Origin of the sequence: Salmonella sp. SA14318 (assembly GCF_029866905.1) — a bacterium.
GTDB classification, from domain to species: domain Bacteria; phylum Pseudomonadota; class Gammaproteobacteria; order Enterobacterales; family Enterobacteriaceae; genus Salmonella; species Salmonella enterica.
Genome location: NZ_CP123282.1, coordinates 3,923,936 through 3,936,908, shown reverse-complemented (window position 1 = coordinate 3,936,908; position 12,973 = coordinate 3,923,936). Strand labels below are relative to the sequence as shown.

General features: G+C 55.3%; 13 protein-coding genes. 9 read left to right on the top strand and 4 right to left on the bottom strand.

Going from position 1 to position 12,973, the window contains the following annotated elements; genetic code table 11:
• Positions 1 to 94 precede the first annotated feature (94 nt).
• From QEN32_RS18785 to QEN32_RS18775, 3 genes are all read left to right on the top strand, one after another.
• Positions 95 to 256 (top strand): DUF1328 family protein, encoded by a 162-nt coding sequence (locus QEN32_RS18785; protein WP_000490276.1) that lies wholly within the window; start codon positions 95 to 97, stop codon positions 254 to 256.
• 123 nt (positions 257 to 379) lie between these two features.
• A complete protein-coding gene (locus QEN32_RS18780; protein ID WP_000531546.1) occupies positions 380 to 1,453 on the top strand; it encodes a patatin family protein in 1,074 nt (357 codons plus the stop codon).
• Positions 1,450 to 2,223, top strand: a complete 774-nt coding sequence (locus QEN32_RS18775) for a metal-dependent hydrolase (protein WP_000119005.1) — start codon at positions 1,450 to 1,452, stop codon at positions 2,221 to 2,223. Before QEN32_RS18780 ends, QEN32_RS18775 begins: the two co-directional genes overlap by 4 nt.
• A 32-nt stretch (positions 2,224 to 2,255) precedes the next feature.
• On the opposite strand, the gene QEN32_RS18770 is transcribed toward QEN32_RS18775, so the two are convergent.
• Together QEN32_RS18770 and QEN32_RS18765 are read right to left on the bottom strand one after the other, a co-directional pair.
• Entirely contained in the window at positions 2,256 to 3,119 is an 864-nt protein-coding gene (locus QEN32_RS18770) for a YjjW family glycine radical enzyme activase (RefSeq protein ID WP_265322023.1), read from the bottom strand.
• A complete protein-coding gene (locus QEN32_RS18765; protein ID WP_265322022.1) occupies positions 3,091 to 4,641 on the bottom strand; it encodes a YjjI family glycine radical enzyme in 1,551 nt (516 codons plus the stop codon). Before QEN32_RS18765 ends, QEN32_RS18770 begins: the two co-directional genes overlap by 29 nt.
• A gap of 259 nt (positions 4,642 to 4,900) precedes the next feature.
• On the opposite strand from QEN32_RS18765, the gene deoC reads away from it, so the two are divergent.
• From deoC to QEN32_RS18740, 5 genes are all read left to right on the top strand, one after another.
• The gene (gene deoC, locus QEN32_RS18760) at positions 4,901 to 5,680 is read left to right on the top strand and encodes a deoxyribose-phosphate aldolase (RefSeq protein WP_265322021.1); all 780 of its coding nucleotides are present in this window, start codon (positions 4,901 to 4,903) and stop codon (positions 5,678 to 5,680) included.
• A 123-nt stretch (positions 5,681 to 5,803) separates the two neighbouring features.
• Positions 5,804 to 7,126, top strand: a complete 1,323-nt coding sequence (deoA, locus tag QEN32_RS18755) for a thymidine phosphorylase (RefSeq protein WP_000477838.1) — start codon at positions 5,804 to 5,806, stop codon at positions 7,124 to 7,126.
• Positions 7,127 to 7,177: 51 nt separating this feature from the next.
• Positions 7,178 to 8,401, top strand: coding sequence for a phosphopentomutase (gene deoB, locus QEN32_RS18750; RefSeq protein ID WP_000816459.1), 1,224 nt, complete (start codon positions 7,178 to 7,180; stop codon positions 8,399 to 8,401).
• A gap of 209 nt (positions 8,402 to 8,610) precedes the next feature.
• Positions 8,611 to 9,330 (top strand): purine-nucleoside phosphorylase, encoded by a 720-nt coding sequence (deoD, locus tag QEN32_RS18745; RefSeq protein WP_000224864.1) that lies wholly within the window; start codon positions 8,611 to 8,613, stop codon positions 9,328 to 9,330.
• Between the two features lie 206 nt (positions 9,331 to 9,536).
• The gene (locus QEN32_RS18740; protein ID WP_000073956.1) at positions 9,537 to 10,028 is read left to right on the top strand and encodes a transposase; all 492 of its coding nucleotides are present in this window, start codon (positions 9,537 to 9,539) and stop codon (positions 10,026 to 10,028) included.
• A gap of 84 nt (positions 10,029 to 10,112) precedes the next feature.
• On the opposite strand, the gene lplA is transcribed toward QEN32_RS18740, so the two are convergent.
• The gene (lplA, locus tag QEN32_RS18735) at positions 10,113 to 11,129 is read right to left on the bottom strand and encodes a lipoate--protein ligase LplA (RefSeq protein WP_023202423.1); all 1,017 of its coding nucleotides are present in this window, start codon (positions 11,127 to 11,129) and stop codon (positions 10,113 to 10,115) included.
• A 33-nt stretch (positions 11,130 to 11,162) separates the two neighbouring features.
• A complete protein-coding gene (locus QEN32_RS18730) occupies positions 11,163 to 11,807 on the bottom strand; it encodes a YtjB family periplasmic protein (protein WP_000090067.1) in 645 nt (214 codons plus the stop codon).
• A 116-nt stretch (positions 11,808 to 11,923) separates the two neighbouring features.
• On the opposite strand from QEN32_RS18730, the gene serB reads away from it, so the two are divergent.
• Entirely contained in the window at positions 11,924 to 12,892 is a 969-nt protein-coding gene (gene serB / locus QEN32_RS18725; protein WP_001132983.1) for a phosphoserine phosphatase, read from the top strand.
• The last annotated feature ends 81 nt before the right edge of the window (positions 12,893 to 12,973 follow it).

The window sequence follows — 12,973 nt, the reverse complement described above, 5'->3', positions numbered from 1 at the left end:
AGGCGTAATGTGCACCACACTAAAAATATCGCGAATGAGTAGCCTGAGCGCTCATATTTAGCGGTCGACATTAACTATGGTAAAGGAGAGGCTTATGTTTCGTTGGGGCATTATATTTCTGGTTATCGCGTTAATTGCCGCCGCATTGGGTTTTGGTGGACTGGCTGGTACGGCTGCCGGCGCGGCGAAAATCGTCTTCGTCGTCGGGATCGTGCTCTTCCTGGTCAGCCTGTTCATGGGCCGTAAACGACCCTAGCAGGCATCTGTAAAGATATATTGCTATCAAGCCAGTCCAGCGGACTGGCTTTTACGGTTTTAGCCGTTAACGTTTTGCGTTACCTTGTCAGCCTGGAAAAAAATGAAAAACAGGAAGGCAGAGGTGGGCCAGCGAATACCGGTTACGCTCGGCAATATTGCGCCGTTATCATTAACACCGTTCCGGCCAGGCCGTATGGCGCTGGTCTGTGAGGGCGGGGGGCAGCGGGGTATCTTTACCGCAGGCGTGCTGGATGAGTTTATGCGTGCGCAGTTTAATCCTTTCCATCTCTACTTCGGCACATCAGCCGGTGCGCAAAATCTCTCGGCGTATCTCTGCAACCAGCCCGGCTACGGGCGTAAAGTCATTATGCGCTATACCACCAGGCGCGAATTTTTTGATCCGCTGCGATTTGTACGCGGAGGAAACCTTATTGACCTCGACTGGCTGGTGGAATCCACCGCCGCCCGAATGCCGCTGCAGATGGATACCGCAGCGCGCCTGTTCGACAGCGGAAAATCCTTTTATATGTGCGCCTGCCGGGGGGATGATTACACGCCGGGCTATTTCTCGCCGACAAAACAAAACTGGCTTGATATCATTCGCGCCTCCAGCGCCATACCGGGTTTCTACCGTACCGGCGTTACGTTAGAGGGCATCAACTATCTGGACGGTGGCATTAGCGACGCCATTCCGGTTCAGGAGGCGGCAAAGCGGGGGGCGAAAACCATTGTGGTGATCCGCACCGTACCCTCGCAAATGTATTACACGCCGCAGTGGTTTAAGCGTATGGAGCGCTGGCTGGGAGAGAGCAGTCTACAGCCGTTGGTCAACCTGGTGCAGCATCATGAAACGTCCTACAGCGCGATCCAACAATTTATTGAAAAGCCGCCGGGTAAGCTGCGGATCATTGAAATTTATCCGCCGAAACCGCTGCACAGCATGGCGCTGGGCAGCCGTATCCCGGCGCTGCGTGAGGATTACAAAACCGGGCGATTATGCGGGCGTTATTTCCTTGCCACCGTTGGTAAATTGCTCACCGCAACGCCGCCTCTCTTGCGCCATACGTCGCGGATTGCCGTGCCGGAAACGGTGGTCGTGCCTCCGGCGCCGGTGGCCAATGATACGCATGTGGCGGAGGTCATTAGCGCGCCGCAGGCAAACGACACCACCTTTACCGACGAGGATCTGGCGTGAGCTGGCGCTTTATCGATACACACTGCCATTTTGATTTCCCGCCCTTTACGGGCGATGAGCGCGCCAGTATTCAGCGTGCCTGTGAGGCGGGCGTTGAAAAAATCATCGTGCCGGCGACCGAGGCGGCTCACTTTCCCCGTGTGCTGGCGCTGGCGGCGCGTTTCCCGTCGCTTTATGCTGCGCTGGGATTGCACCCCATTGTGATTGAGCGTCATGCCGATGACGATCCTGATAAGCTACAACAGGCGCTGGCGCAACAACAGAACGTCGTGGCGGTAGGCGAGATCGGTCTCGATCTTTATCGCGACGATCCGCAGTTCGCCAGGCAAGAGCGATTTTTAGACGCGCAACTGCAACTGGCAAAACGCTACGATCTGCCGGTGATCCTGCATTCGCGGCGCACGCATGACAAACTGGCGATGCACTTAAAGCGCCAGGATCTGCCGCGAACCGGCGTGGTGCATGGTTTTGCCGGCAGTCTGCAACAGGCCGAACGCTTTGTGCGACTGGGCTATAAAATCGGCGTCGGCGGCACCATCACCTACCCGCGCGCCAGTAAAACCCGTGATGTTATGGCGCGGTTGCCGCTGGACGCGCTGTTGCTGGAGACCGATGCGCCGGATATGCCGCTAAAGGGGTTTCAGGGGCAGCCGAATCGCCCGGAGCAGGCGGCGCGCGTATTTGATGCGCTCTGTGAATTACGTCCGGAGCCCGCAGAGGTGATAGCCGATACGCTGTATCGCAATACCATTACCTTGTTTCGGCTCTGATGGCATCGCAGCCGCCGTCCGGCAGGCGACGGTTACAAATATAGCGCCGGCAAAATCAGCTTCGCCACCCCACGCGCGCGCAATCCGTCTGCCAGCCGTTCCACCTCTTGCGGCGTCGCGCCTGGCCAGGCTTTCGCTTCGCCATAGACGCCATGCGCATGAAAGGCATTCAGGCGCACCGGAACCTCGCCCAGCGAAGTAATAAACGCCGCCAGTGAATCGATATGCGCCGCATAGTCCACCTGACCCGGGATAACCAGTAACCGCAGCTCCGCCAGTTTTCCCTGCGCAGCAAGAAAGCGGATACTGTGCTTAATATGAGTGTTATCACGTCCGGTCAGACGGTGATGACACTCGCTCTTCCAGGCTTTCAGATCGAGCATTACGCCGTCGCAAACCGGCAGTAGTTTCTGCCAGCCGGTCTCGCTTAACTGACCATTACTGTCCACCAGGCAGGTCAGTCGTTGTAACTGCGGATCGGCTTTGATCGCTGTAAATAGCGCCACAATAAACGGTAATTGCGTGGTCGCCTCTCCGCCGCTGACGGTAATACCTTCAATAAACAGCGATGCTTTACGAATATGACGCAGCACATCGTCAACGCTCATGGTCTGCGTCATTGGCGTTGCCTGCTGTGGGCACATTTTCAGGCAAGTATCGCACTGCTCGCAGATGTCCGACCGCCATACCACTTTCCCGCCATCAACGCTGAGGGCGTGGTGCGGACACTGCGATACGCATTCCCCGCAGTCGTTACAGCGTCCCATCGTCCACGGGTTATGGCAATTCTTGCAGCGCAAATTGCAGCCCTGTAAGAATAATGCCAGGCGGCTGCCTGGCCCATCGACGCAGGAAAACGCAATGATCTTACTGACTAAAGCGCATCTGTTGTTCATGGCTGACTACGCGTGGCTGTCGTTCCAGGATGCGGGTATTACGTGCGGCTTCTTCTCCCAGCCAGGTGGTATTCGTGCGCGAGCCTTCGGCGCGAAATTTCGCCAGATCCGACAGGCGCACCATATAACCGGTGACGCGCACCAGATCGTTGCCGCTGACATTGGCGGTAAATTCCCGCATCCCGGCTTTGAACGCGCCAAGACAAAGCTGAACCAGCGCCTGCGGATTACGCTTGATGGTTTCGTCCAGCGTCAGAATGTCGCTGATCCCGGCATGATAAAAGGCATGGTGCGGCGCGACGGTTTGCAAATGGGTGATAGGGTCCGGTTCATCGCCATACGGCAGACGTGCGCCCGGCGTAGTGCCAATATCGGAACTGATGCCAGACTGGGCATGGAGCAGCGCCCGTTGCTTCCAGCCATACTTCACTGGCGTATTTTCGACGAAATCCGCCAGTTGGGCGCTGATACGGTAGCCCAGCTCGTTCGCCGTTTCATTCTTGCCGTAACGGGCGTTCAGGCCCGCGTTTTCGCACAGCAGATTCACGGCTTCCGCCAGCCCGTACATACCGAACATCGGCGCAAAACGTTCGGGATCGATCAAACCTTCCTGTACAAGAAAGCTATTCTCAAAGAAATGTGACTTTTCATAGAGGAATTCACATCGTGAATTAATGATGGCGATCTGCTGTCGGCAGTAGTGCGGTAGCGTGCGTGAAAAGAAGTCATCGACAGACGTACTGCGTTCTGCCACGGCTTTCAGGTTGAGACGTACCAGCGTACTGCCGCCGCCGCCAAGCGGTAGCGAGTTATAACAACTGACGATGCCATAATGGCCTTTTGTGAAAATTTTATCATTTACAGGGCCATTGGAAATGTGTGGCTTACTACATTCACAAATGTTTTTGGCGACCTCCAGCAGCAGATCGTCCGGCGTAATTTCCGCATCGTAGATAAACGTCAGGTTAGGCGCCACCTGCTTTAGCTCGGCATCAGCGCGCAAAATCGCTCGTGCGACAGGCGTATCGGCAGGGCCAATATTGGCATGCATAAAGGCGTCTGGCAGCGTTCTGTCGAGATAACGCCAGAAACGTTTTATTCGAATATCGATCGCATCTTGTGTTAGAATTCTAACATACGGTTGCAGCAACGCATCAAGCTGGCCGAGATAAACCGGCATGGACGTCACGGAAGGAACGTGATGATACAGAATGGTGAGTAGGGATAACGCATCATCCAGATCTTTCGCGCCTTCCAGTTCCAGCCACTGTGAACCGTTAGCCAGAAATCGGGCGTAATCGGGCAACACGTAGCGCGGTTTGAAGGGGGCGTGCCCCTCAAACATATCGCAAATGACGCCTTCATCCAGCGCCTGGCGGGCATCTTCCGGCAGGGTGGGATAAGGCAGGGCGTTTTCAGCTTCCAGCGCCAGAAAATGGCGTTTTTGTTCAGGCGTGAGCACCGGGCTGGTCACAATTTGCTGGCAACGCTGCTGGAGCGCAGTTTCGCATGAGGCAGGCATCTTCGTTTCCTCTTTATGCCGGGACGATGCGCTATTGTAGAAAATGGCGGCAAACCGACTTTGATCCTGATGCGCTTATCGCTCGAAGAACAGACGGTGACGGCGGGATAATTTGATTCAGATCTCATTACAGTAATGCAAATTTGTACGTAGTTTTCATTAACTGTGATGTATATCGAAGTGTAATCGCGAGTGAATGTTAGAATATTAACAGACTCGCAAGGTGAAATTTTATACGGCAATGCCGTTGGAGAATGTCATGACTGATTTAAAAGCAAGCAGCCTGCGTGCGCTCAAACTGATGGATCTGACCACTCTGAACGATGACGACACCAATGAAAAAGTGATCGCGTTGTGTCATCAGGCAAAAACCCCGGTCGGGAATACGGCGGCGATTTGTATTTACCCGCGTTTTATCCCGATTGCGCGTAAAACTCTGAAAGAACAAGGTACGCCGGACATCCGCATTGCAACGGTGACTAACTTCCCGCATGGCAATGATGATATCGATATTGCGCTGGCGGAAACCCGTGCGGCGATCGCCTACGGCGCTGACGAAGTGGACGTGGTATTCCCGTACCGCGCGTTGATCGCCGGTAACGAGCAGGTGGGTTTTGACCTGGTAAAAGCCTGTAAAGACGCTTGTGCCGCAGCGAACGTATTGCTGAAAGTGATCATCGAAACTGGCGAGCTGAAAGAAGAGGCGCTGATTCGCAAAGCCTCTGAAATCTCCATCAAAGCCGGTGCGGATTTCATCAAAACCTCTACCGGTAAAGTGCCGGTAAACGCTACGCCGGAAAGCGCGCGCATCATGATGGAAGTGATCCGCGACATGGGCGTTTCCAAAACCGTTGGCTTCAAACCGGCGGGCGGCGTACGTACGGCGGAAGACGCGCAGAAATTCCTCGCGATTGCAGACGAACTGTTTGGCGATGACTGGGCAGATTCTCGTCACTACCGCTTTGGCGCATCCAGCCTGCTGGCAAGCCTGCTGAAAGCGCTGGGTCACGGCGACGGTAAGAGCGCCAGCAGCTACTAAGCTCTGATTTGCCGGATGGCGCTGTGCTTATCCGGCCTACAAATCCAGGCCTGTAGGCCGGATAAGGCGTTAGCCACCATCCGGCGATGTAAGCCTTCTACTCTTTTCCCTCAGGAGGGTACCGTGTTTCTCGCACAAGAAATTATTCGTAAAAAGCGTGATGGTCATGCGTTGAGTGACGAAGAAATTCGTTTCTTTATCAATGGTATTCGTGACAATACTATCTCTGAAGGGCAGATTGCCGCCCTGGCGATGACGATCTTCTTCCACGATATGACCATGCCGGAGCGTGTTTCGCTGACCATGGCGATGCGGGATTCCGGTACTGTCCTTGACTGGAAAAGCCTGAATCTCAATGGCCCGATTGTCGATAAGCATTCGACCGGCGGCGTAGGGGACGTGACGTCTCTGATGCTGGGGCCAATGGTAGCAGCCTGCGGCGGTTATGTGCCGATGATCTCCGGTCGCGGCCTTGGACATACCGGCGGTACGCTCGACAAACTGGAAGCGATCCCGGGCTTCGATATCTTCCCGGACGACAACCGTTTCCGCGAAATTATTCAAGACGTGGGTGTGGCGATTATTGGGCAAACCAGCTCGCTTGCACCGGCGGACAAACGTTTTTACGCCACCCGCGATATTACCGCGACGGTGGACTCTATTCCGCTGATCACCGGTTCCATCCTCGCCAAGAAACTGGCCGAAGGGCTGGATGCGCTGGTAATGGACGTCAAAGTTGGCAGCGGCGCGTTTATGCCAACCTATGAACTTTCTGAAGCCCTTGCTGAAGCGATTGTCGGCGTGGCAAACGGCGCGGGAGTTCGCACTACGGCGTTGTTAACCGATATGAACCAGGTGCTGGCTTCGAGCGCCGGTAACGCGGTGGAAGTGCGTGAAGCCGTGCAGTTCCTGACCGGTGAATACCGCAATCCGCGCTTGTTTGATGTCACTATGGCGCTATGCGTGGAGATGCTGATCTCCGGCCAGCTGGCGAAAGACGACGCCGAAGCGCGTGCGAAATTACAGGCGGTGCTGGATAACGGTAAAGCGGCAGAAGTCTTTGGTCGTATGGTGGCCGCGCAGAAAGGGCCAAGCGATTTCGTTGAGAACTACGATAAATACTTGCCGACCGCCATGTTGAGCAAAGCGGTATATGCTGATACCGAAGGGTTTATCAGCGCAATGGATACGCGTGCGCTGGGGATGGCGGTCGTCTCGATGGGCGGCGGCCGTCGTCAGGCGTCTGATACCATTGATTACAGCGTTGGCTTTACCGACATGGCCCGTCTGGGCGACAGCATCGACGGGCAGCGCCCGCTGGCGGTGATTCATGCCAAAGACGAAGCCAGTTGGCAGGAAGCGGCGAAGGCCGTCAAAGCGGCAATTATCCTTGACGATAAAGCGCCAGCAAGCACACCTTCGGTCTATCGTCGAATTACTGAATAGTTGTATACTGATCTGATCAATTATTTTTGAAGCACTAAGTACGGAGAAGATATGAAACGTGCATTTATTATGGTGCTGGACTCATTCGGCATCGGCGCTACTGAAGACGCGGATCGTTTTGGCGACGTAGGTTCCGACACTCTGGGCCACATCGCAGAAGCTTGCGCCAATGGCGAAGCTGACAATGGCCGTAAGGGCCCGTTGAATCTGCCTAACCTGACTCGTCTGGGGCTGGTGAAAGCGCATGAAGGCTCTACCGGTAAAATTGCCGCCGGCATGGACGGCAACGCGGACGTTATTGGCGCATACGCATGGGCGCACGAACTGTCCTCCGGCAAAGATACGCCGTCAGGCCACTGGGAAATCGCCGGTGTGCCGGTACTGTTCGACTGGGGCTATTTCAGCGACCACGAAAACAGCTTCCCGCAGGAACTGCTGGATAAGCTGGTGAAACGCGCCAACCTGCCGGGCTATCTCGGTAACTGCCACTCTTCCGGCACCGTTATTCTGGACCAGCTCGGCGAAGAGCACATGAAAACCGGCAAGCCGATTTTTTACACCTCCGCTGACTCCGTGTTCCAGATTGCCTGCCACGAAGAGACCTTTGGCCTGGATAAACTCTACGAGCTGTGCGAAATCGCCCGTGAAGAGCTGACCGAAGGCGGCTACAACATTGGCCGCGTGATCGCGCGTCCGTTTATCGGCGACAAGGCCGGTAACTTCCAGCGTACCGGCAACCGTCACGACCTGGCCGTAGAACCGCCAGCGCCGACCGTGCTGCAGAAACTGGTCGATGAAAAACAGGGCCACGTGGTGTCCGTCGGTAAGATTGCCGACATCTACGCCAACTGCGGCATCACTAAGAAAGTGAAAGCGACCGGTCTGGACGCGCTGTTCGACGCGACCCTCAAAGAGATGAAAGAAGCGGGCGATAAAACCATCGTCTTCACTAACTTCGTCGACTTCGACTCTTCCTGGGGCCACCGTCGCGACATCGCGGGCTACGCCGCAGGTCTGGAGCTGTTTGACCGCCGTCTGCCGGAGCTGATGGAGCTGGTGGGGGAAGATGACATTCTGATCCTGACCGCTGACCACGGCTGTGACCCGAGCTGGACTGGTACTGACCATACCCGTGAGCACATTCCGGTGCTGATCTACGGTCCGAAAGTCAAACCGGGCTCTTTAGGTCACCGTGAAACCTTCGCGGATATCGGCCAGACGCTGGCGACCTACTTTGGCACATCGCCGATGGACTACGGTAAAAACATGCTGTGATACCCGTTGTCTTTCGCGCTGTAGATGCGTTGACTTCATTCGCTCACCCCGGTCACATAGTTAATCTATGCTCCCGGGGATTCACGAATTCGTCGCCTTCCTACAACGCGAAATCCTTAGGGTATTTCACTGTTTTTGCACACGTTTTGTAGGCCTGATAAGGCGTAGCCGCCATCAGGCAATAACAACAAATTTAAAGGGAACTGAAGATGGCAACTCCACATATTAATGCAGAAATGGGTGATTTCGCTGACGTCGTATTGATGCCGGGCGACCCGCTGCGCGCGAAGCACATTGCTGAGACTTTCCTCGAAGATGTCCGCGAAGTGAACAACGTTCGCGGCATGTTAGGTTTCACCGGGACTTACAAAGGCCGTAAGATCTCCGTGATGGGCCACGGTATGGGTATCCCGTCCTGCTCCATCTACACCAAAGAGCTGATCACCGATTTCGGCGTGAAGAAAATCATTCGCGTCGGCTCCTGCGGCGCTGTGCGCATGGACGTCAAACTGCGCGACGTGGTGATCGGTATGGGTGCCTGCACCGACTCCAAAGTGAACCGTATCCGTTTTAAAGATCATGACTTCGCGGCTATCGCTGACTTCGACATGGTACGTAACGCGGTTGACGCGGCAAAAGCGCTGGGCGTAGACGCGCGCGTGGGCAACCTGTTCTCCGCAGACCTGTTCTATTCTCCGGACGGCGAAATGTTCGACGTGATGGAAAAATACGGCGTACTGGGCGTAGAGATGGAAGCGGCGGGTATCTACGGCGTTGCGGCTGAGTTTGGCGCGAAAGCGCTGACTATCTGCACCGTGTCCGACCACATCCGTACCCACGAGCAGACCACTGCCGCTGAACGTCAGACGACCTTCAACGACATGATCAAAATCGCACTGGAATCCGTACTGCTGGGCGATAAAGAGTAAGATTGTGCTGTGCCCGGTGGCGCTTCGCTTACCGGGCCTACAACGGCCTGCGGTTGTTACCGGATCGACTTGTAGGCTGGATAAGGCGTAGCCGCCATCCGGCAATCTGCTGTTTATACTGCGAGCCTCATTCCCGAATTACCCTCTCCGCATTGCCTTTTGCTATTAACCCGTTACGTTTGGATTTTGTTTAAGGAATGAACAAAATGTCGAACTATCGTCGTTATTACATTAACGGTGGCACCTGGTTTTTCACGGTTAATCTGAAAAACCGGAAAAGTGATTTACTTGTCCGCCAGATTGCGGAATTACGCTCTGCTATTCGCCGAGTGAAAAATACGAAGCCTTTTCAAATTGATGCTTTTGTCGTGTTGCCTGAGCATCTGCATTGCATCTGGACGCTTCCTGAGAATGATTGTGACTTTTCATCTCGCTGGCGGGAGCTTAAAAAGTTATTTACCAAATCGATAATGCGCCATGACGTGTGGCAGCCACGATTCTGGGAGCACGCGATTCGCGACGAAAAGGATTTTCGCCGACATGCCGATTACCTCTACTTCAACCCCGTGAAGCACGGTTGGGTAAGGCGGGTGCAGGACTGGCCGTTTTCGACCTTTCATCGTGATGTTCGCAATGGCGTTTACCCGGTTGATTGGGCGGGGGAGGTGAGGGATCTTGACGCTGGTGAGTGGCGGTAATGCCGGATGGCGCGTTGCTTATCCGGCCTACAGAAAGCACTCATTTGTAGGCCGGATAAGGCGTAGCTGCCATCCGGCAATTCTTTAACGCACGGCCCCTGCGACCCAATTCGCCAGTTCCCGCAACTCACTCTCCTGTTCCGGAAACGTCGCTATCAGCGCTTCGCACGTTTCCTGTAGTTTATCCGCGCGGTACAAACACCCTTGCAGTCGCCCCGCCAGCGCTTCCAGCGGTGCCGGGTTCAGGCTATCGGTAAACACCTGCGCACGGGTGATATGACCTTTCTCGACGTCAAAATGCAGCTCGACGCCGCCCCAGGTGAAACGTTCGTCCAGCAGATGGCTGAACGCCGGTGCCTGGCCGAAATTCCACTCCCAACTGCTCTGGCGCGCAAAGGTTTCGGCAAAATTCGGCAGATCCGGCGTTTTATCCGGTGAGATCACTTCCGCGTCGACGCGTTCGCCGTAATGGGCGAAAAAGGCTTCAGTGACCGCCTGGCAGACCTGTTCATGGGTGATACCCGGTAATAGCTCGGTAAGATTGGCCACGCGGGAGCGAACGGAGGTAATCCCTTTCGCCGCAAGTTTCTTTTTATCGGGATTCAGATAGTTCGCCAGACGGCTGAGGTCGGCGTTCAACAGCAGCGTACCGTGATGGAAGCCGCGATCTTTGGTTTCGCGATAGGCTGAACCGGAGACTTTGCGATCGCCGTCCGGCGTTTTTACGACCAGATCGTTGCGTCCCGAAGCATCGGCCATAACGCCCAGCGAATTCAGCGCCGCGAGCACAATATGGGTGGAGATGGTTTTATCGTATTCCGGTTTACCGGCCATAAAGGTAAAACAGGTATTACCGAGGTCATGGAATACCGCGCCGCCGCCGCTGCTACGGCGGGCCAGACGGACGTTATCTTCTTCCATACGCCGCGTATTACACTCTTTCCACGGGTTTTGCGCGCGTCCAATGACCACCGTATCCGCGTTGCGCCACAGGAACAGCACGCGCTGGGTGGCGGGCATCTGGCGGAAAATGCACTCCTCGACCGCCAGGTTAAACCAGGGATCGTAAGAGTCAGAAATAAGCAGGCGTAATGTTGTCATGGTGGTTTTCCTTACCTTTATTAAGCCGTCATTTTACTCTTTTTCCTCACGCTCTTCCTCTTCCGGAACAGGCTTGCTGGCCGTTAACAGGAAGGGCGACTGCTGCCAGCGGGTGCGTTTACCTTGTAGCAAGGTGCGCGTCAGCACCACGCCTATCGCCAGCGAGAGTAGCAGCATCAGGCGTAGAATGTTGGTGGTGTTATCGACCTGCTTTGCTTCGGTGGCCAGCGTGTGGGTATCCAGCGTCAGACGCAGGTAGCCCAATGGGCCGTTTTTCCCCTGGATAGGCTCGACAATTTGTTGGTTAAAATAGCTGCCCGCTTTTTTGCCATCCAGCGCCAGCCTGTCGCGCACGTTGACGCTTTCGCCAGCGCGAGTAATAAGATCGCCCTGTTCATCATAGACGCCGGCATCCAGAATACGGCTCTCTTGCGTGAGCTGACGCAGCACGGCGTTGATGCGATTTTCATCCGGTGTTTCGCTGCGCATCAGCGGGGCGATGTTGAGCGTTACCTGGCGCGCCAGCGTGCGGGCCAGCTCTTCCAGCTGCGGATTGCGCTGTCGCTGGTGGTTTTGACTAAACCATGAAGCGCCCTGCATGAGCGCGACGAGCAGTGTGAGACAGAACAATACAATGACTGCACGATGCAGCCGAAATTTCAGTTTTGCGCGAGCCATATTCCACCTGCTGAAAATTTGAGGCTTAATGTTGCCAGAAGCGATGGTTACAAGGTAGCCTCATGCGTTATTTTCCGCGGGGCGGTTACCGGCCTGAACGATTTACAGGAGCTTTAATGCCTAACATTACCTGGTGCGATCTGCCTGAAGATGTCTCTTTATGGCCTGGTTTGCCTCTTTCTTTAAGCGGCGACGAGGTGATGCCTCTGGATTACCATGCAGGCCGCAGCGGTTGGCTGTTGTATGGGCGCGGGCTGGATAAGCAGCGTTTAACTCAATATCAGACCAAACTGGGCGCCGCAATGGTGATTGTCGCCGCCTGGTGCGTGGAGGATTATCAGGTCATTCGTCTGGCGGGGTCGCTAACGCCGCGTGCGACGCGGCTGGCGCATGAGGCGCAGCTGGATGTCGCGCCGCTGGGTAAAATTCCGCATCTGCGCACGCCGGGGCTGCTGGTCATGGATATGGATTCCACGGCGATCCAGATTGAGTGTATCGATGAAATCGCTAAGCTGGCCGGTACCGGTGAGAAGGTGGCTGAAGTGACGGAGCGCGCGATGCGCGGCGAGCTTGATTTTACCGCCAGCCTGCGCAGCCGCGTGGCGACGCTGAAAGGCGCGGATGCCGATATTTTGCGCCAGGTGCGCGGGAATCTGCCGCTAATGCCAGGATTAACGCAGCTGGTGCTAAAACTGGAAGCGCTTGGCTGGAAAATCGCTATCGCCTCCGGCGGCTTCACTTTCTTCGCCGACTATCTGCGTGACCAGCTACGCCTGACGGCGGCGGTCGCCAATGAGCTGGAGATCATGGACGGTAAATTTACCGGTCACGTTATCGGCGATATTGTGGATGCTGAGTATAAAGCCAATACCTTGCTTCGTCTGGCGCAAGAGCATGACATCCCGCTGGCGCAGACGGTGGCGATTGGCGACGGCGCTAACGATCTGCCAATGATCAAAGCGGCAGGGTTAGGTATTGCCTTCCATGCCAAGCCAAAAGTAAACGAAAAGACGGAGATTACGATCCGCCACGCTGACCTGATGGGCGTGTTTTGCATTCTCTCCGGCAGCATGAACCAGAAATGATTAACCTGCCCAATGGCAAGGCGACCGTAGGCCGGATAAGCGCCAGCGCCATCCGGCAACAGCGTTAACGAAAGAGGTAAA